Annotated in this window: 17 protein-coding genes and 1 tRNA gene; 5 read left to right on the top strand and 13 right to left on the bottom strand. The window is 42.6% G+C overall.

Annotation, left to right across the window (positions count from 1 at the left end; translation table 11 throughout):
• Positions 1 to 254: 254 nt before the first annotated feature.
• The 3 genes from psbA to ACM0OS_RS15025 all read right to left on the bottom strand — a co-directional run bounded on the left by psbA (position 255) and on the right by ACM0OS_RS15025 (position 6,109).
• Entirely contained in the window at positions 255 to 1,337 is a 1,083-nt protein-coding gene (gene psbA / locus ACM0OS_RS15015) for a photosystem II q(b) protein (RefSeq protein WP_414543993.1), read from the bottom strand.
• Positions 1,338 to 1,490: 153 nt separating this feature from the next.
• The gene (locus tag ACM0OS_RS15020) at positions 1,491 to 2,990 is read right to left on the bottom strand and encodes an MBOAT family O-acyltransferase (RefSeq protein WP_414543994.1); all 1,500 of its coding nucleotides are present in this window, start codon (positions 2,988 to 2,990) and stop codon (positions 1,491 to 1,493) included.
• Positions 2,991 to 3,088: 98 nt separating this feature from the next.
• The gene (locus ACM0OS_RS15025; protein ID WP_414543995.1) at positions 3,089 to 6,109 is read right to left on the bottom strand and encodes a DUF1574 domain-containing protein; all 3,021 of its coding nucleotides are present in this window, start codon (positions 6,107 to 6,109) and stop codon (positions 3,089 to 3,091) included.
• A 264-nt stretch (positions 6,110 to 6,373) separates the two neighbouring features.
• Here ACM0OS_RS15025 and ACM0OS_RS15030 point away from each other — a divergent pair, with 264 nt between their 5' ends.
• Together ACM0OS_RS15030 and ppc are read left to right on the top strand one after the other, a co-directional pair.
• The gene (locus ACM0OS_RS15030; protein WP_414543996.1) at positions 6,374 to 6,613 is read left to right on the top strand and encodes a hypothetical protein; all 240 of its coding nucleotides are present in this window, start codon (positions 6,374 to 6,376) and stop codon (positions 6,611 to 6,613) included.
• Positions 6,614 to 6,733: 120 nt separating this feature from the next.
• Entirely contained in the window at positions 6,734 to 9,808 is a 3,075-nt protein-coding gene (gene ppc / locus ACM0OS_RS15035) for a phosphoenolpyruvate carboxylase (RefSeq protein WP_414543997.1), read from the top strand.
• 25 nt (positions 9,809 to 9,833) lie between these two features.
• Here the strand turns inward: ppc and ACM0OS_RS15040 are convergent, their stop codons facing one another.
• From ACM0OS_RS15040 to ACM0OS_RS15055, 4 genes are all read right to left on the bottom strand, one after another.
• The gene (locus tag ACM0OS_RS15040; RefSeq protein WP_414543998.1) at positions 9,834 to 9,959 is read right to left on the bottom strand and encodes a hypothetical protein; all 126 of its coding nucleotides are present in this window, start codon (positions 9,957 to 9,959) and stop codon (positions 9,834 to 9,836) included.
• Positions 9,960 to 10,046: 87 nt separating this feature from the next.
• Positions 10,047 to 10,781, bottom strand: coding sequence for a class I SAM-dependent methyltransferase (locus tag ACM0OS_RS15045; protein ID WP_414543999.1), 735 nt, complete (start codon positions 10,779 to 10,781; stop codon positions 10,047 to 10,049).
• A gap of 47 nt (positions 10,782 to 10,828) precedes the next feature.
• Positions 10,829 to 11,377 carry a cytochrome b6-f complex iron-sulfur subunit gene (gene petC / locus ACM0OS_RS15050; protein WP_414544000.1) on the bottom strand — a complete coding sequence of 183 codons (549 nt, stop codon included), beginning with the start codon at positions 11,375 to 11,377 and terminating at the stop codon, positions 10,829 to 10,831.
• A gap of 267 nt (positions 11,378 to 11,644) precedes the next feature.
• Positions 11,645 to 11,857, bottom strand: coding sequence for a DUF2892 domain-containing protein (locus tag ACM0OS_RS15055; RefSeq protein WP_414544001.1), 213 nt, complete (start codon positions 11,855 to 11,857; stop codon positions 11,645 to 11,647).
• Positions 11,858 to 12,144: 287 nt separating this feature from the next.
• On the opposite strand from ACM0OS_RS15055, the gene ACM0OS_RS15060 reads away from it, so the two are divergent.
• The gene (locus ACM0OS_RS15060; RefSeq protein WP_414544002.1) at positions 12,145 to 12,630 is read left to right on the top strand and encodes a DUF4079 domain-containing protein; all 486 of its coding nucleotides are present in this window, start codon (positions 12,145 to 12,147) and stop codon (positions 12,628 to 12,630) included.
• A gap of 177 nt (positions 12,631 to 12,807) precedes the next feature.
• Positions 12,808 to 13,242: a rhodanese-like domain-containing protein gene (locus ACM0OS_RS15065; protein WP_414544003.1), complete on the top strand. Its 435-nt coding sequence runs from the start codon at positions 12,808 to 12,810 to the stop codon at positions 13,240 to 13,242.
• Between the two features lie 231 nt (positions 13,243 to 13,473).
• On the opposite strand, the gene ACM0OS_RS15070 is transcribed toward ACM0OS_RS15065, so the two are convergent.
• The 4 genes from ACM0OS_RS15070 to ACM0OS_RS15085 form a co-directional block, all read right to left on the bottom strand.
• Positions 13,474 to 14,190 carry a pirin family protein gene (locus tag ACM0OS_RS15070; RefSeq protein WP_414544004.1) on the bottom strand — a complete coding sequence of 239 codons (717 nt, stop codon included), beginning with the start codon at positions 14,188 to 14,190 and terminating at the stop codon, positions 13,474 to 13,476.
• A 321-nt stretch (positions 14,191 to 14,511) separates the two neighbouring features.
• On the bottom strand, positions 14,512 to 15,081 hold the full coding sequence (dps, locus tag ACM0OS_RS15075; RefSeq protein ID WP_414544005.1) for a DNA starvation/stationary phase protection protein Dps: 570 nt from the start codon (positions 15,079 to 15,081) through the stop codon (positions 14,512 to 14,514).
• A gap of 204 nt (positions 15,082 to 15,285) precedes the next feature.
• Positions 15,286 to 16,272: a phosphate ABC transporter substrate-binding protein gene (locus ACM0OS_RS15080; protein WP_414544006.1), complete on the bottom strand. Its 987-nt coding sequence runs from the start codon at positions 16,270 to 16,272 to the stop codon at positions 15,286 to 15,288.
• A gap of 274 nt (positions 16,273 to 16,546) precedes the next feature.
• Positions 16,547 to 17,293 carry a creatininase family protein gene (locus ACM0OS_RS15085; RefSeq protein WP_414544007.1) on the bottom strand — a complete coding sequence of 249 codons (747 nt, stop codon included), beginning with the start codon at positions 17,291 to 17,293 and terminating at the stop codon, positions 16,547 to 16,549.
• Positions 17,294 to 17,542: 249 nt separating this feature from the next.
• On the opposite strand from ACM0OS_RS15085, the gene ACM0OS_RS15090 reads away from it, so the two are divergent.
• Positions 17,543 to 17,779: a hypothetical protein gene (locus tag ACM0OS_RS15090; RefSeq protein ID WP_414544008.1), complete on the top strand. Its 237-nt coding sequence runs from the start codon at positions 17,543 to 17,545 to the stop codon at positions 17,777 to 17,779.
• A gap of 28 nt (positions 17,780 to 17,807) precedes the next feature.
• Here ACM0OS_RS15090 and ACM0OS_RS15095 read toward each other — a convergent pair whose 3' ends face one another.
• Positions 17,808 to 18,587 (bottom strand): TrmH family RNA methyltransferase, encoded by a 780-nt coding sequence (locus tag ACM0OS_RS15095; RefSeq protein ID WP_414544009.1) that lies wholly within the window; start codon positions 18,585 to 18,587, stop codon positions 17,808 to 17,810.
• A gap of 39 nt (positions 18,588 to 18,626) precedes the next feature.
• Positions 18,627 to 18,707, bottom strand: a tRNA-Leu gene (locus ACM0OS_RS15100).
• Positions 18,708 to 18,873: the final 166 nt, after the last annotated feature.

The raw sequence follows: 18,873 nt of genomic DNA on the forward strand, positions 1-18,873 counted from the left end.
TTGTGAATTGCCTCACACTCAAAATGCTACTCATCAATTTCCCCAGGGAGATGGTGTGAACAAAGGGAACTTAATTCCGGCTCTTAATCTCAGGTGTACATAATATCTGGGAATTTTTCAATTTATTGTTTCAAAATTTATATTAATAAAAGTTGCTGGGAGACGAGGAATCTGTGTTACGCCACAAATATACATACATGAAAAAACGCCCCCCATTTCCAGGAGGCGTTTCTTATTCAACTAAGCTTTGAAGATTAGCCGTTGATCGCAGGTGCAGTCAATGCAACAGGTGCAACTTCACCAGCAGCCAAGTCTAGGGGGAAGTTGTGAGCGTTACGCTCGTGCATTACTTCCATACCTAAGTTAGCGCGGTTGATTACGTCTGCCCAAGTAGCGATGACGCGACCTTGAGAATCAATTACTGATTGGTTGAAGTTGAAACCGTTCAAGTTGAACGCCATTGTGCTGATACCCAGTGCGGTAAACCAAATACCGATTACTGGCCATGCAGCCAAGAAGAAGTGCAAGGAACGGCTGTTGTTGAATGATGCGTATTGGAAGATCAACCGACCGAAGTAGCCGTGGGCTGCAACGATGTTGTAGGTTTCTTCTTCTTGTCCGAATTTGTAACCGTAGTTTTGTGATTCGGTTTCCGTGGTTTCACGTACCAAGGATGAAGTTACCAAGGAACCGTGCATTGCGGAGAACAAAGAACCGCCGAATACACCAGCCACACCTAACATGTGGAAGGGGTGCATCAAGATGTTGTGTTCTGCTTGGAACACGATCATGAAGTTAAAGGTTCCGGAGATACCCAAAGGCATACCGTCTGAGAATGAACCTTGACCGATGGGGTAGATCAAGAATACTGCTGTAGCTGATGCCAAAGGCGCAGAGTAAGCTACACAGATCCAAGGACGCATACCTAAACGGTAAGATAGTTCCCACTGACGACCTAGGTAGCAAGCGCAACCGATCAAGAAGTGGAAAATTACCAATTGGTAAGGGCCACCGTTGTACAACCACTCATCTAAGGAAGCAGCTTCCCAGATTGGGTAGAAGTGCAAGCCAATAGCGTTGGATGAAGGAACAACTGCACCAGAGATGATGTTGTTTCCGTAGATCAATGAACCAGCTACTGGTTCACGGATACCATCGATGTCTACTGGAGGTGCGGCAACGAAGGCGATGATAAAGCAGGTGGTAGCAGCTAGTAGGGTTGGGATCATGAGAACGCCGAACCAACCGATGTAAATCCGGTTGTCGGTGCTGGTGATCCACTCGCAGAAGCGATCCCATACGTTAGCGCTTTGACGCTGTTGTAAGGTAGTGGTCATATTTCTATGATTGCTAATGAATGTAATGAATTAGACGCATTTTTCGTGCGTCCGTTCTAATAAACTTAACATGTATTTACGTTATTCGACGTATTATTTTTTTATTCTTTTTGGCAGAGATATTATATTTACTTATATAACCATGAGGTAATTTTAAAAATCAAAATAGATATAAGGTAAACTGCCTTCGGGAGCGAGTAACCACACAGCGTAAAAGCATAGGGGTACGAATACAAGCTTGACGGGCCAGTTGAACTCTAACTTCAGCTTGCCATTAAAGGCATAAACTATACCCATAAAAGCGGCTAAAGTCCCTAGCATCCAAGTAAGTTGATATTGGCTCATATCTAGAGCTTCTACATAAACCTTTTGAGCAAACTGGGCATCAGCAGTATGGCCCCAAAGATGCCGAATTACCCAAGAAGAGTCTTGGAGATTGGGAAGGCGGAACCAAATCCAAGAGGTAAAAATCATCAATTGAGTTAAGAACCAAGCCACAACTATCCCTAGAGGATTTTGCCAGAAATGTTCCAGACTTTCATAGCGATCGCTCGTTACATCTGTCAGACGATGCACCCCTAAAGCTAAACCGTGGAACACACCCCAAACAATAAAACCCCAAGACGAGCCGTGCCAGATACCCGCAATCAGCATCACAATCAATAAATTCCAGCAAGTACGAGTCAAGCCTTGACGCGAACCACCCAAAGGAAAATAAATATAGTTGCGTAACCAATCTCCCAAAGTCATGTGCCAGCGCCGCCAAAATTCGGCAATGCTAGTGCTGAAGTAAGGAAAGTCAAAATTTTCCGGTAGAACCAAGCCAAAGAGTAAAGCACTACCACGGGCAATATCGACGTAACCACTAAAATCTAAATACAACTGCAAACCGTAGGCAAATGTCGCCAACCATAAATCACCACTACCCGCCCGTTGTAAGTTACCAAAGCATAAATCAACGAAAATTCCCAAATTATCGGCCAAAATACCTTTTTTGACTGCGCCCTTAGCAATTAACCAGGAGGCGTGTGTCACTCTGTCAGCAGTGGGAAATTGTTGTGAATTGAATTGAGTTGCTAGGCTATGGTATCGGGTAATGGGGCCAGAAATTAGTTTAGCAAAGAATAATTTATACGTAGCAAACTTGATAAAATCATCAGTAGCCGGCGCCCCACGATAGATATCTACTAAATAGGCAATGCATTCAAAGGTAAAAAATGAAATTCCCAAAGGTGCAATTAATTTAAAACTTGCATCTGGCGAATTAATTTGCCAATTGAAAACATATTTGAGAACAGCAGGTAAATATTTAAAGCCGAGTAACAATACAACATTTAAAAATATACCCAACCACAATACCTTCAATCGGCGACGATTCCAGTCAGCATTGGCAAACTGCCACTCTTCATTAGAAATTTGCCAGTCAACAGCATATTGTCCTGGTGAAGTATTTTTGCCAATCTCTCGCCCCACACGAAAGTTAATAAAAGTCAGTGCTAACAATAATGGAATGTACTGGACATTTAAAGATGCATAAAAAACTAGGCTAGCAATCAGCAAAGTCCACAACCGCAATTTCTGGTGATTTACAGACCAGTAAATTCCCAGCACACTCAATAAAAACAGCCCATAAAAGATGGAAATAAAGTTCATATTTTAGTCATTTTGTAGTCATTGATCATGCAATTTTAGATTTTGGCTTTGGGATTAAATACCTGCGTAAGTTTCGCTAATCCAAAATTCTCCATTTCTTACTTCGTCGGCCAAGCAATCATGGGGTCATTAGCTAACTTTTTCGAGACTTCATAGGCACCAAAGCGGTTAAGGTGGCTGGGGTCAGAAAAGTAATCATTGGTTTTTGGCCAAAGTTGGCTTAAGTCTCTATAGATAAAGTTGGGATTTGTTGCTTGATATAACATATGTTGCTGAAATTCTTGTTCATAGTTTGTACGTACTGGATCTAAATAATCGGCAGTTAGGGGCATATTGACAAAGACTAAAGAAATATTGCGAGATTGGGTAAATTGCAAAACTTCTTGCAAGGCAACATTTTGTTCACCTTCTACTTGAAAATATCTATAGTCATTGTCGTAATTCCCGGCAACTCTGGGGTGTTTACGATAGTGTTGTATAGGATTAAAACGCACAGATAAAGCCAGGAAACCATCAAAATCAACTGCCTGCTGGGGGGTTTCTAGTTCAGGATTATTTATGGTTAACTGGGGCTGTGATGCCATAGTCTGAGATTCGTTAAATAAGGGTAGCGATCGCAGTTGTTTATGCAATAAAGATTGCACTTGCTCGCGGTTTTTGTAGCTCATGGAAACACTAGCTACTGCCTGATTTAACCACTTATTTACGGCTTGATAACTATTAGTTTCTGTTTTTGGTACTGCTTGTGGCTGAATCGCCCCATTGTCAGAATTTGACCGTGATTCATCTTGACTCGCAGTAGTTAATGCTTTTTGTAATGCCTGTCTGTAACCATCTGATGCAGCGATCGCCTTAAATGTGACATCTTCACGATTACTATTGAAAGCCCGGGCCCCGTCGGCCCAAATAATCAGTTTTGGTAGTTCTGATGGCTCTAGGACTTGACGAATAATCAAGTCTACGACTTGTGCTGTCGCACCGTTCACCCCAAAATTAAATACATCCAGATGGGGATAACCTTGCTGGGCTACAGCTTTAGCCAGTGCAGCCGGATCAATTCCCCTCAAAGCACGGGAGGAACCAATAATTAAAACATCTGCGGGTTTACCGTTTTTGGCAACACGCTGTTTATACAATGCTAGTTGCTCGTCCAATTGCCGGGAATTGAAACTGGGCATTTGCGATCGCGCTGCTAATAAAATAGCTGCGGCGTTGGCTTTCTCTTTCAGGGGCCCAGCCCTTAAAATTGTCTGTTGTCCATCATCGCCTTGGGTAAATCCAGAAGCATTAAATGCATTACCTTGACTGGAAGACGATTGTTTTTGCAGCCTGCTGGTAAAAAATGCTGCTGTTTGACTCTGTTCTACTTCAGCATTTAATGAAGCTTCTTCTTCCAAAGATGCGGGTGCAACACTAACTGTCTGGGGCGCACTGGGAACAGGAAGATTAGTAATGTAACCCAAAATCCAATCGGTTTGCAGGGTGAGTAACAAGCCCAAGGTACCCCAGACTAAAGCTATCTTCAGCCCTTGATGATCAGGGTTTTGGGGTATCTCTTGACTACTATCTGTAAATATCTGCGTTCCGATGAGCCACTTTTTAGCTGTAGTAGTTGCAGTTGTCGCCCAGTCGCGTGCTACTTCGGTAACAAAATTTTGTACTTCCTCGGAAGTTAAATCGGGGCGTAAAACTGGATCGTTGGTTTCGGTGCTTAAAAGCTCACTTACGTATTCAGAAGTAGCTGCAAATTCTGGGGTAGCTTCGGGAACTAAACGTTGGCGTTGTGTCAAATCTACACCGTGATGCCAAAAGGGTTCCTTGTTACCAGCGCGACGTCCGTATACACGTACCCCCGTAATGCCAGGAAGTTTTAACAGACGCAAAAACTGAGTGACTTTGTGGGCTATTTGGGAACGGGCTGGGCAAATGGGTGCATCACACATAATGTGTAACAAGTCACCTTTGCGTAGTAACAGTACCCGCAGACCGCCAGTTTTTAACCGCCAATCCAAGTCAGAATTAAGTAAGCGCTCTAGTAAGAAAATAATGGCTGGTTCATCACCATCACTGGCTAATTCCCAGGGTAAAGGCGCCAAGGCTGGATGCTCTGTAGCAGGTAAAGTCAGCCAGTCAATCCACGCTGGTTGATTATCTGCGGTTTTTTGTCCGTAAATAGTCGCAGCCAGTATGCCTTGGGGAGCGATTTTTTCTAATTGGTGGCTAATTATTTTTAAACACTGGGCTTTATCTGGCGCTGGTGCAGTTTCTAAAGGGTCAAAGGCTGGGGTGCAAAAGATATGTAAAGTTGATTCTTTCAAAGAAGCTTGGACAGCCACTTTAAACTCTGACAATAACTCAGTTAAGAGCCGAGCGATCGCCTGGACATCTCCCCACCTAGCCCAGTCCTTGAGCATCACTTCTGGGGGACGCAAGTCTATTCTCAGCCGCCAATCTGATGCGGTTTCACCACTAACTTGGGAAACAATTACTGCATCTTGGTAGCCAGACAGCTTCAAATGTCGCAACTGTTGAGCTATGGGTTCGGCTAATAACGATGAATCTGGGCTATAGCTAGACTGGCAAAATATCCACAGGCGGTTGACTACAGCTTGACTAGGTTCTTTGGGGCTTTGCTGTTGAGTTTGTACCTGCACGGACACACCCAAAGGGCTGAGAGTTTCGCTGAGATAACGCGCGATGGCATTGGGATCTCCCCGACGCGCCAAACTTTCGTTAGAAACAATCAGCGCCCCGCCTACAGTAGCGGATTTTTCGGCATCTTCTAGGGCTTGTTCTACCTGTTCTAGATGCCGTTCTAGCTGGTTTAAATAAACCCGGTGACACCACTTGGGGCGATATTCCCCCTTCTTCCGCCCATAGACAAATACTTGGTATATTGAGGGTTGTTCGTTACTTGTAATCCGATCCAGATCTGTTTGCTGTAGTGCATGAAGCAAGTCAGACAAGGTGCGCCAGCGTTGAGGACACTCTGAACCTTCGCACAAAATGTGTAGGTCATTTCCCCGCAACCGGACTTTCACCCCGAAAGAGTTGATCCCTGTTGCTTGGCTTACCCACTGCACTAAAGATTGCTGACTATCTAGTAATACTGTTTTCATTAGTCATTAGTCATTGGTCATTTAAATGTGAACTCAACAATCAGAATCGGCTCACGCCGCACTACACGCTTCAGCACTCAGAAAGGCACTCAGGACTTGTAAACTAGAAACATAGGTCTATCACACTTTGCCGTTTTCTTTTAACAATTTTGTTACCTTCTGGGCTGGCAAGATCGGCCAAGATAGATTTGTGTCCTGGAAACTCTCACAGATGTTGAATTTCGCGTTTCGTTTCACTCATTTGCCAACCACAAAAAATTAGCAATGACTTCTACTACCCCACAATCGTCACATAACCCCGGATTAAATCTGGTTTTGTTTAGCATTCCCCAATCTTTCCTCTTACAAATAGGTACAGCGTCTATACTACTGCTGCTCACCACAGAAAAGGCCACAGTAAAAGCCCTAGAATCTATGGGACAAGCTAGTGAAGAATTGTTTCGCGGCGATCGCCTACCAATTCTCCCCTTCCCAGAAGACAACGATTTTAGCAATCTAACTTAACAAATATATTTAAAACCTAAAAGACTTCAGGAATTTTAGCGAATTTGAGATGATTAATCCCAATCGCTAATGCCAAGTTATGTGATGTAAACATTAATCGGCTTTACCAGAGCAAAAATTATGGGTTCTGTTTTATACTCTGTGTCTCATGCGGCGAATTTTTACCCCGCGTCGGAATTATTTTTGCGTCATCGGCTCCAGGTGGTGGAGGAATTGTGGGAATTAGTACTCCGACAAGAATGCGGTCAACAAATGGTGGATTTATTGCGCCAATTACGCGATTTATGTTCACCAGAAGGACAAACGACTAACGACCAAGCCTCATCTGCGGTGAAGTTAATTGAACAATTGAACATTAACGAGGCAATTCGCGCGGCTCGTGCCTTTGCCCTGTATTTTCAGTTGATTAACATCATAGAGCAAGAATATGAACAACAGCAGCAATTAACCCGCTATTCTGAGGGAGAAGCCGAAACGATTATTCAGGAGGAAACTCGCTCCAATGTTACTTATTCCTCCAACCAAAAAGAAGATGATCCCATTGTTAACAAAAATATAGAAGTAGAACTGTTTTCTCAAAGTTGGGTTACCAAATCCATTGGTAAACAAAAAGGTACTTTTGCTACCTTATTTCCCCATCTCTTCAAGCTGAATGTACCACCCCAGCAAATTCAACGCTTAATTGCCCAACTAGATGTGCGGTTGGTATTTACAGCACACCCCACAGAAATTGTCCGTCATACCATCCGCGATAAACAACGGCAGGTGGTCAGCCTCCTCCAAAAGCTGGACGAAGTGGAAAATCGCGCCGATGGCAGCTTAGGCGGATATCCTTGGGAAGCAGCAGACTTGCGCGAACAATTGCTAGAAGAAATTCGCTTGTGGTGGCGGACAGATGAACTACACCAGTTTAAGCCTACGGTCTTGGATGAAGTAGATTATGCGTTACATTACTTCCAAGAAGTGTTATTTGATGGCATTCCTCAACTATATAAACGTCTCAAATATGCTTTAGGTAAGACATTTCCTTGGTTAGAACCGCCGAGAAAAAACTTTTGCTCGTTTGGCTCATGGGTAGGTTCAGATCGAGATGGGAACCCATCAGTCACACCAGAAACCACTTGGCAAACAGCCTGCTATCAGCGCAAAATGGTGTTGGAAAGATATATTCGCTCAGTGAAACAGCTGATTGAATTATTGAGTGTATCGATGCACTGGAGCGATGTCTTACCAGACTTGCTAGAATCCTTAGAACTCGATCAATCCCAGTTGAGTGATGTGTATGATGCCCTAGCGTTGCGTTATCGCCAGGAACCCTATCGTTTGAAACTAGCATATGTACTCAGACGATTGGAAAATAGCCGCGATCGCAACATCGCTTTATATAATCGAGAAACGCCCAAAAACGAAGACCAGCCCCTGTATCGTTCGGGGTCAGAGTTTTTGGCCGAACTGCGGTTGATTCAACATAACTTGACCGAAACGGGTTTAAGCTGTCGGGAGTTAGAAACGCTAATTTGTCAAGTAGAAATTTTTGACTTTAACTTGACTCAGTTGGATATCCGCCAAGAATCAACCAGACATTCCGATGCATTGAATGAAATTCTCGAATATCTGCAAGTATTACCCCAATCGTACAACGAACTATCAGAAGAACAGCGAGTTGCTTGGCTAACTGGGGAATTGCAAACCCGTAGACCATTAATTCCAGCAGAATTGCCATTTTCGGAAAAAACCAACGATGTCGTGCAAACTTTCCGCGTCTTGCGATCGCTACAGCAAGAGTTTGGTGTTAACATCTGCCAAACTTACATTATTAGTATGTGCCGTGAAGTTAGCGATGTCCTGGAAGTTTTGCTATTAGCCAAAGAAGCCAGACTTTTTGACCCCGCTATTGCTGTCGGCACAATTCAAGTTGTACCGTTATTTGAGACAGTAGAAGACTTGCAACGCTCCCGTAGCGTCATGCGGCAGTTGTTTGAACTACCCTTATATCGGGCTTTGTTAGCAGGTGGCTACGCAGCAATTAACGCCAGCCAAGATAATTCCTTACCACAGATCCCCACCACAGCTTCCCCTCTCATCCCTAATTTACAGGAAGTAATGCTGGGGTATTCTGACAGTAACAAAGACTCTGGTTTTTTAAGTAGTAACTGGGAAATCCATAAAGCCCAAAAATCACTCCAGACAATTGCCGAAGACTATGGTTTGAGTTTACGCATTTTCCACGGACGAGGTGGTTCAGTAGGACGTGGAGGCGGCCCAGCTTACGAGGCAATCTTAGCCCAACCAGGACACAGTATTAATGGGCGCATCAAGATTACTGAACAAGGAGAAGTGTTAGCTTCCAAATATTCGTTGCTGGATTTGGCTTTGTATAATCTAGAAACCATCACCACGGCTGTAATTCAAGCTAGTCTGCTGCGAACAGGGTTTGATGATATCGAACCTTGGAATGAGATTATGGAAGAATTAGCAGTGCGATCGCGGCAACATTATCGTAATCTGATTTACGAGCAACCAGATTTTATCGACTTTTTCCACCAAGTCACCCCCATTGAAGAAATTAGCCAGCTACAAATTAGTTCCCGTCCCGCACGCCGTCCTTCTGGGAAAAAAGATTTAAGCAGCCTGCGCGCCATTCCTTGGGTATTTAGTTGGACACAAACCAGGGTTTTACTACCTTCTTGGTATGGTATCGGCACAGCATTACAAGGATTCTTAAATGAAGAACCAGAAGAACACCTGACATTGCTACGCTATTTTTATTTGAAATGGCCCTTCTTCAAAATGGTGATTTCCAAGGCAGAAATGACCTTAGCCAAAGTAGATATGCAAATGGCACATCACTATGTGGAAGAACTAGGGAATCCTGAAGATAAAGACCGACTAGAAAAAGTTTTTGAGCAAATTGCTAATGAATTTTATCTCACCAGGGATTTAGTCTTAAAAATTACTGGACATCAGCGGCTGTTGGATGGTGATCCTGTATTACAACGTTCGGTACAGTTACGTAATGGCACAATTGTACCTTTAGGATTTATCCAAGTTTCCCTCCTTAAACGTCTGCGCCAATCCCGTAATATTACTGCTACTTCTGGTGTAATTCACTCTCGTTATAGCAAAGGTGAGTTATTACGAGGCGCACTGTTAACAATTAACGGTATTGCTGCCGGGATGAGAAATACAGGTTGATGTAACTAGGGGCTAGGGCGTGTTTTCAACCTTCTCCAGAAGTTAGTAACGTGGCAAAATTGCTTAAGTATCTTCCGTGCATCGATACCATGCGATCGCTGATTTTTTGAGGATACCAGGATTTACGTAACCAACCGCGTATTTTCGTCATTGCGACCGTAGGGAAGCAATCTCAAAGCTTTAATTTTCGTAGCGAGTGCGTAAGTCCTAGATACAACAAGTTGGAAAACACGCCCAATCAAAACCTGACCTTATATAAATCAAATAATTCCCCTGATTGCCGTCCTATTATTTTGGCGCCACTAGCTTTGATGATTTTTTCCCACTCAGCTACAGGTTCTAGAAACACCTCAGCACCCAAATATGTTTCTAGCACGGCCCAATCTTCTGCTAAAGGCTGTTGGGGATTGAGGATGTCAAACACAAAATGTCCATCTGGTTTCAATACCCGTTTGACTTCTACCAAGACAGCACTCCAATATTTTAGGGGAAAGTAGCAACTAAAACCTGTAGCGATCGCTAAGTCAAATTGGTCAGCCGAGTAGTTTAATTGATGAGCAGGCCCCAACTCTACACCTTTAAATAGCTTAGAATTTAACTGCGGCCCACGGGAATTGAGGGTATCTCTGGCTACAGTACTAATTTCTTGCCCATAAAAATATGCTTGCCAATCCCGCCAAGGATAGATTAACAAGCTAACACCACAGCCAATATCTAAACAGTGCTGGTTCTTTTTAGGTTGAGCAATTTCCCAAAAAGGAGAAACAATTCTCCCAGACAAAAGACCAGAAACCCATTCTTGGTATATGGGCATTTCTTGTAATTCTGCTGGTAATTCCAAGTCTTGCTTTTGATACTGTCGGTTAAAGCGATACCCCACCTGTGCAACTCTTTCTTGCCAGTTTTCTGAACTATAGGGAGTGTGCGACGGAAAAAGCTCGATAGGGTCTGGTGAATTACGCTTTTTAGACATCCTGTATTTGCTGCTGCTAGATTACTTGTTGTCAAGTTCTAGTGTAGCTAAAGGGAGGCTAGGGGCCACCAGGGCGTCTTTCCAGTGCGAGGATCAGTTTCCGTCCAAGGCGAGATCAAAATGCTGTTATCGATCACTGCAACCTGGACAATCTTAAGCGGTAGAGGAGCAGGGCCACGCACCACCGACCCATCAGGGGCATAGCGCGAACCATGACAAGGACATTGAAACTGCTGATCTAGGGGGTTCCAGGGGAAGGTACAACCAAGGTGAGTGCAGTTATCCACAAGCCCGATATGATCTAGGGTGTGATCTTCTTTGACAATCAGATAGGTGGGTTCTCCTGCCAAACCTGCAACCAGGGCGCGGGTTTGGGGCGGTTCAGCCAGAATTTGCGAGGCTGGGATTTGTTTCCCTAGAATATCTTTAGCAAAAATAGCACCCCCTGCTCCCGTTTTTTCGCCTGGAGCAATAAAGAATTTGCCAGCAGGATAGAGCGCAGCACCAGCTGTAGCAGCAACAGTTGCTCCGGTAATAAAGTTGAGTAGTTGCCGTCTTGATAGGGATGGACTTTCGAGTGGAATACTATTGTCCATTATGGATCTCCTTAAAAATTGATGAGTGAATCCCTTTAAGAGACTGACAAATAAAAAACATCCCAAATTCTCTTATGAGATGGGTGTCCGCCTTACGTGCTGCTACGCGAACACCTGTCATACCAATTCAAAATTCAAAATTAAGAAATTCATATTTTGCAAGAGTTTCTGAATTTGGATCTGTTTCATGATTTTAGTGAATTGGTATCACATATTCAGGGCGGGCAGGATACTCCACAAGATGGATAATTTATTTTTTGAAAGTCCCTAAAGTTGATTGTTGATCTGGCTGGTATGAATTCCCAAGAGGCGATAAAGACCGCAAAATCCTACTAAAGCTGTCACCAGCAATACGCTACCCGCAACAACAAGACCAATACCCAATCCTGTACTGCTGTAAGGGAACAGTCCTAGATAAAACAATACTGAAGCTAACAACAGACGGATCAGACGATCTAACGAGCCAACATTCGTTTTCATAACTGTAATCTCCAATATTAAATGGGCTACAAAACCCTTGGGAAAATCTTGAATGGCTGCAAAAATCTTGATGCAATTATGCAAGAAGCAACTCTAAAATGATTGCATTTTTTCTTGTCTTCTCTTGTATTATAGCCCTTAAATAGCTGGGAATTTTTAATATCAACATTTATATGTTTTTAGTACAATTCATACAGTTTATCCAGTATTCAAACATGATTTCAAACAACAGGATGGCATACTTTTTTTGTGATTAATTCTTCATAGCTAATTTGGAAATATCCATTATGAGTTCAGAAAATTTAGCAGTTCTCAAGCCCTATCTCAGCTTTTTTCACCCCATTACCATGTGGATATTGCTGGTCGTTGCGCTCTATGCCATGTACTTGGGTGTGCAAGTCCGACGAACGAGGCTGGCAGACGGAGATATCAAGAAAGAACTGGTCAAAGGTCGATTCGCCATCCGCCATCACCAAATTGGCTCCATACTTCTGGCGCTGATGGTAATAGGTGCGATCGGAGGAATAACCATGACCTATCTAAACAGTGGCAAGATTGTGATTGGCCCCCATCTATTTGCTGGCTTAGGGATGGTGGGGTTGATTTCTACTTCTGCGGCGTTGGTTCCGTTTATGCAGAAGCATGACTGGGTTCGCAGCGTCCACGTTTCGCTGAACCTTATTCTGTTGGGATTGTTTGGCTGGCAAGCGGTGACAGGGGTGCAAATTGTGCAAAAGATTTTGAGCCAAATGATGAAGAATGGTGCAGCGTAAATTCAAACTCTTTCACCTTTCCCCCAAAACCCGAAAAGTATTGCGATCGCCCTTAGTTAAAACACCTAATGCTACTTATTTTAGGATAAATTTATGAAGTTTAAAAAGTCAATCCAAACTCTACTGCTTGGAATTGTTTTGTCGTTCTGTTTCTTTTTAAGCATTCAACAAAACTTGATGGCATCGGAAATTTCCACCTCATCAAACTCAATGGCTGAAACTGATATTCCGTCAGATCACAAAGGATTTCCTAAATTGGAATCAGCCGTAGATCAGTATCTCATGTCAATACCATCAGGATATTACACGATTGGTAAGGTTGAAGACCTAAAAAGTTTGATGGCAAACCGTCAGCCGTTATTAGTTGATGTGCGGGAGCCATCAGAGTATCGGTCTGGTCATATCCCTGGCGCAACCAATATTCCGCTCCGAACGCTAGCTCGTAATTTAAGTAAAATTCCTAGCGATCGCCCTGTGGTGATGTACTGTTCTACTGGCTATCGTTCTTCTATGGGGGTGATGACGTTGCATCTGCTTAATTATGATAATGTCCAGGGTTTTCCACCTAGCTTTGCAGGTTGGAAGGCTTCAGGCGAGGAGATCGCCAAATGAAGAAAGGCAAATCTGATCTGACTTTTCACGTCATGTGGAAAAGTCCACGAAAATCTAACTTCCAAACCAGAAATTCAAAGTCTCTAACGCCACTTGCTATAACCCGGGGAACCCGCGCAACGCAGTTGCTCCTCCTCGCAGGAGATAGGTTTTTCAGATATCGTGAAAAGTTAGGGACTAGGGACTGGGGAGATATTAATTTTGTCTCTCATCCCTAATCCCTAATTTCGATCAACCCAAATCAAACAGTAAAAATTCCGTACCAATTTCGCTGCTGATTTGCAGTTTTTCTTCACCACTAATTTGCACTCCATCACCGGCTCTGAGTTCCTCGCCATTTAAGGTGGCGACACCTTCAGCTATTTGTAACCACGCATAACGAGTAGGTTTGACATGATAATTGACAACATCACCCTGTGCCAAAATAGATGCATACAAATCAACATCTTGGTAAATTGTCACTGCACCATCACGCCCATCTTTAGCAGCAATTAAGCGTAGTTGACCGCGCTTTTCTTCTGGAGAAAATGACTTTTGTTCATATCTAGGTGCTAACCCTTGCTTGTCTGGCAAAATCCAGATTTGCAGTAGGTGTAAAGGTTCAGTTGGTGAGGGATTAAATTCACTGTGGGCGATTCCCGTACCCGCACTCATAATTTGAGCATCACCAGGGCGAATTACTGACCCTGTACCCAAACTGTCTTTATGCTCTACAGCACCTGACAACACATAAGTGAGGATTTCCATATCACGATGACTGTGGGTTGGAAATCCGGCTCCAGGGGCGATGCGATCATCGTTGATTACCCGCAGAGAGCGAAATCCCATGCGATTGGGATCGTAAAAACTACCAAAGGAAAATGTATGGTAACTATCGAGCCAGCCAAATTGAGCATGACCACGAGCGTTGCGATCGTGAATTAGATAGTTAATTGTATTTTGAGACATAAAGTTACCTCGTTAGTGTTAAGTTTGCAAGTTGAAAAACACTATTTTTATAATTTTGGCTGACTTAAATATCAACTAATTCAATTTTTATGAAAAGCGGATTTAGTACTTGCATGATATGTGTAATCACTTACATTACAGCGCAAGATACCCATTGAAAATTTATTCGTTTGGTGTGGTTACATAATCTTTAATTTATTTCTTTGAGACTTATTTATGAACTGTTTTAATAGTAAAGTATATATACATAAAATGAAAAGTACGCACTTAAAAGTGACGTACTTACCAAAAAGATACTATTCAGTTGGATCACTCAAATATTTATCTGAGAACAGCTGATTTTGATGCTGTAGTACTTGTTTTGCCATTCTCACCCTTGATTTCTGATACTTGCAGATGGGCCTCTAGGAACCAAAGTCGCTTATCAATGGTGCGGGAAATTTCGGTGTAAAGGTCTGCGGTATCAGCATCACCTAAATTATCTGTTTTGTCGATGGCTTCTCTAAGATGTTTAGCGTAGAGTGCAAAGCGATCGGCCAAAGCTGTCACATGCTCTATACCCTCTAAAATATCAAAGGGATATTCTGGCAAGATAGAATTGCTAGCCGCAGCGCGCGCTGTTCCTAAAGCATATCCACCCAAAGCGGTGACGCGTTCAGCGACCATATCAATATACGCTTCTAATTCACCAGCCATTTCATCAAATAATTCGTGTAACTGAAAGAAATCAGTTCCCTTAACGTTCCAATGAGCTTGCTTTGTCTGGGTTTTCAAATCTGCGGTAGCTGCCAATGTTTTATTGAGAGTTACCACGATTTGTACTCGTGCTTCAGCAGGAATATCAATACGTGTGGGATAAAGACGTGATGCCAGTGTGTTGTGGTCGGTCATGATTCTACTTCAATTGGATCGATACAACCAGTCTACAGATAGTCGCTAAGTTTGCGAAACTCTCTGTAGGCAGATGGAATTAAAATATAGATGCATTATTTCCCTCATTTATGATATTGTCATCGTCTATATGAATGATTTTGGAGATTTTTCCCTGACTTTCTCCGGTGTTAGATAAAATCGAAAGCTGGAAAATAAAGTTTTCTATTGCAAGGGAATAAAGCCAGCTCGTTGAATAGCTTGTTGTCCTGGAGGAGATTTAGCCAAATCAGCAAATTGCTTGACGGCAGGACTAGTTTTTCTAGGTACTGCAAGATAAACAACTCGGCTAATGGGATAAGTCCCATTCTCAACTGCAATTTTATCTGTGGGAGATATGCCATTAATAGGAATAATCCGCACTGTTTTTTGGTTTTCAATTTGAGTAACAGTGCTATAACTGATACCATCATTTCCTAAAGCACGTAATATAGGTGTGGTTTCATCTTGTTCCACCGTGCTAAAGTTACCGCCATCGGGTGCAAAAGGTTGTCCTGAAAGTACAGCCTCTTGAAAAAATGTCCGCGTACCACTGTCACGAGAACGGTTAATAACTTTTATGGGTAATTTCGGGCCCCCTACTTCTGACCAGTCAGTTATTTGTCCTTGAAAAATTCCCCGCAATTGCTCTATCGTTAATTCCCCTTGATAGGGATTGTTAATACCTACAGCTACAGCTAAAGCATCACGAGCGATGGGTACACCCACAAGTCCGGCTTGTAATTCGCTGGAATTGAGAGGACGTGAACTAGCTGCCATTAATACTTTGCCATCAATAAGATTTTTTAGTCCGGCATTAGTACCGTTAGGTCTACCATCTGGTAAGCCGTAGGTTGTGGGTAAGTAAGGATTCGCCACGTTATGGGCAATCTGAAGTTGCTTGACTAAAGTAATGATGGTAACACTGCCATCTATGGTGAGAACATTGGGATTGGGCAAACTTGTGTCTAAACTTGCTAGATTAAAACTTTGAATTGGCTGAGGTTGAGAATCAGAAGATTGCTCGTTATTGATTTGATTAGGAGATCCAGTATTTTGGATTACTTTCGGAAACAGTTGGAAGTACCACAAAGCTAATCCTAGAACTCCACTAGTGATCAATAGAGCTAGCACCAGTATGAGTGTTTCTCGATTCTTGCTTTTTGTAGCCATATTGTTTAAGATGTCACCCTAATTAATAGGCTTGAGAAAGGGATATTGTTAACCTTTTCTTAATCTAAAACCAAGTTATCTAAGTGAGTCACTGGTATAGTTATCCTGCCAACATAGCAGATATCACAACAGTATTATACTGATGAAATTTCTTTTTTAACTGTTGTTGCTACTTTGTCAAAAAGTAATTCCTAGAGAATCTCACTACAGAATATTTTGGGTAAAAAAATAGAAGTAGAGACGCAATTTTTACGTCTCTGTATTTGGAGAATATTTATTCTGCGGTTAAAAATTCCCGATATCCATCGCTGAGTTCTTTTACTGCCAAGTCATAGAACTGCTTACCATGTTCTGGGGTTGCTAAACCAGGATTTGATCCCATCCGTCCATCTGGGTAACGGATGCGGAAGTTAGTTGCACTATAAATCTTGTGTCCACTAGCCACTTCTGGTGAGAGGGGTGCTTGCTTAATGGATTCTGGATACACATACTGGGTAAGTGCTACTTCACTGGGTGTGGCATGGGAGCCTTCTTGATCACCGTATAATTCTTTAGCAAGTTTATATACAGAACTGCACATAAACCAATTAGCAACTTGACATTGTACCTTTGGAGCATTAGCAATCTGTAAATCTTCTAGGTGAGCATAGGTTTCCGAAAAGGCAGCTTTGAGGGTGGCAATGTTACCACCATGTCCATTAATAAAATAGAACTTGGTAAAACCAACTTTGGCAAGACAAGTAATGTAGTCTCTTACTACCTGAATCATAGTGCTGGGACGCAGACTGATGCTACCAGGAAAGGCAGTATGGTGTAATGCCATGCCAACATTGATTGTCGGGCCAATTAGGGCTTGAGTTGCTTCACCCACACCACGAGCGATCGCTTCGGCACAAATGGCATCAGTACCAATTAATCCGGTGGGGCCATGTTGCTCTGTGGAACCAATGGGAAAAATCATGCCCTGAGACTGCTGGAGATAAGTTTCTATTTCCTGCCAAGTGCTTAAATGTAGTAACATTTTTGATGAATTTCCTCGTTGTCAAAGAGCGATAACAGCTAGTTTTATCAGTAGTGTTCATACCAACCTACTACCGATATTGCCTGACTTTGCCGTCCAGCGGTTTAATGTGTAGAGTTGATACAGTGTGATTGGCTATTTGCAGCTAAACACAAATTTAATGTTATATATAATACAAAATTTGCGTCTGTAGAATAGCTGTCAAGATTACGCTAGTAAATCAGAATTTTTACATCAATATTTATCATTATGGAGCAAAATCAGCACAAACCCCGCCAAGCCGCAGATCAAGAGTTTCAGAAATCCCTTGAGCAATTAGAGGATATCTTGCAAGAAAATTTAGATGAAGATCAAGGGACTCCCCCAGTTCGCAATGAGAGTAAAAATGAAGTCGAACTTGTGGAAGATTTGACAGTCATTGATTTAGCGGCTTTAGAGGATGCAGTTGCTGATATTGAAGAATATCTTGACAAAAAGACAAAATAACAACTTAACTTCTCACTGTTGATAGTAATTACAAATTATATTGTCGTTGAGCTTCGTACAACATTAAAGCAGCTGCGATCGCCACATTCAATGATTCTACTCCTGGACTCAGAGGAATTTTCACTTGTTTGTCTGCCATTGCGGCTAAATCTGCCGACAAACCAGCCCCTTCATTGCCCAATAAAATTAAACTAGGTTTTCGCCAGTCCACATCCCAGTAAGTTAAATCTGCCGTCGGTAAGGTGGCTATTACCTGCATACCGGCTTGTTGACTTTGTTTTACTGTGGCTGTTAAATCTTCAGTCACCGCCATTGGTAAGCGAAACCACTGTCCAGCAGAAGCCCGTAACACCTTTGGACTATCTAAATCTACACTATCGCCACTCAACCATAAACCCGTAGCACCAGCCGCCGCAGCTGTACGAATCATTGTGCCTAAATTACCAGGGTCTTGGATAGTTTCTAAGGCAAGGACTAAACCAGTAGTAGGTAATTTAATTTGCTGATTAACTCGTTTAGCTGTGGCAATTACACCATCTGGCTGTATTGTCGTAGCCATGGCCGCCAAAACTTCTTCGCTAACAATTTCCGCGCGATCGCAACGGCGACAAGCCTCATCCCACAGTGAATCATGTGTAGTTTGCCACTGGGGAGTACAACACACTGTTACAAGTGGGTAATTTACCGCGCAAGCTTCCTGCAACAAATGCGTTCCTTCCAGTAAACATAATTGCTGCTTATGGCGCTCCTTGGTAGAGTGCAGTTTACGAATTTGTTTGACTAGGGAATTTTGTAAACTAGTTAACACAATTTTGATTTTAAATTTTGGATTAATCTAAAATCCCTATGCGGAACCCGGGACTTGAACCCGGAAGCCTTGCGGCACTAGAACCTGAATCTAGCGCGTCTGCCATTCCGCCAGTTCCGCTGGCATTGTCAATGTTTATCGACAATTTATCATTGTTGCTTAATAATTTATATTTGTCAAGTTATTTGGGCATTTCTCCCTCATCTGTTTCATTTGCCAAATCCTAGATCACTGTGTATTAATTTGCGCCTAAGGGGTATACTTGAACATTCATCAGAATTGGAAT

Source organism: Nostoc sp. CCY0012 (assembly GCF_963920855.1).
Lineage (GTDB): Bacteria > Cyanobacteriota > Cyanobacteriia > Cyanobacteriales > Nostocaceae > Cyanocohniella.

Coding starts and splice junctions, on each gene's coding strand:
- ACM0OS_RS15065 (WP_414544003.1), top strand. CDS start 12,808: ATGGCATCGGAAATTTCCACCTCATCAAACTCAATGGCTGAAACTGAT.
- ACM0OS_RS15045 (WP_414543999.1), bottom strand. CDS start 10,781: ATGTCTAAAAAGCGTAATTCACCAGACCCTATCGAGCTTTTTCCGTCG.
- ACM0OS_RS15055 (WP_414544001.1), bottom strand. CDS start 11,857: ATGAAAACGAATGTTGGCTCGTTAGATCGTCTGATCCGTCTGTTGTTA.
- petC (WP_414544000.1), bottom strand. CDS start 11,377: ATGGACAATAGTATTCCACTCGAAAGTCCATCCCTATCAAGACGGCAA.
- ACM0OS_RS15070 (WP_414544004.1), bottom strand. CDS start 14,190: ATGTCTCAAAATACAATTAACTATCTAATTCACGATCGCAACGCTCGT.
- ACM0OS_RS15025 (WP_414543995.1), bottom strand. CDS start 6,109: ATGAAAACAGTATTACTAGATAGTCAGCAATCTTTAGTGCAGTGGGTA.
- ppc (WP_414543997.1), top strand. CDS start 6,734: ATGGGTTCTGTTTTATACTCTGTGTCTCATGCGGCGAATTTTTACCCC.
- ACM0OS_RS15020 (WP_414543994.1), bottom strand. CDS start 2,990: ATGAACTTTATTTCCATCTTTTATGGGCTGTTTTTATTGAGTGTGCTG.
- ACM0OS_RS15080 (WP_414544006.1), bottom strand. CDS start 16,272: ATGGCTACAAAAAGCAAGAATCGAGAAACACTCATACTGGTGCTAGCT.
- ACM0OS_RS15060 (WP_414544002.1), top strand. CDS start 12,145: ATGAGTTCAGAAAATTTAGCAGTTCTCAAGCCCTATCTCAGCTTTTTT.
- psbA (WP_414543993.1), bottom strand. CDS start 1,337: ATGACCACTACCTTACAACAGCGTCAAAGCGCTAACGTATGGGATCGC.
- ACM0OS_RS15090 (WP_414544008.1), top strand. CDS start 17,543: ATGGAGCAAAATCAGCACAAACCCCGCCAAGCCGCAGATCAAGAGTTT.
- dps (WP_414544005.1), bottom strand. CDS start 15,081: ATGACCGACCACAACACACTGGCATCACGTCTTTATCCCACACGTATT.
- ACM0OS_RS15040 (WP_414543998.1), bottom strand. CDS start 9,959: ATGACGAAAATACGCGGTTGGTTACGTAAATCCTGGTATCCTCAAAAA.
- ACM0OS_RS15085 (WP_414544007.1), bottom strand. CDS start 17,293: ATGTTACTACATTTAAGCACTTGGCAGGAAATAGAAACTTATCTCCAG.
- ACM0OS_RS15030 (WP_414543996.1), top strand. CDS start 6,374: ATGACTTCTACTACCCCACAATCGTCACATAACCCCGGATTAAATCTG.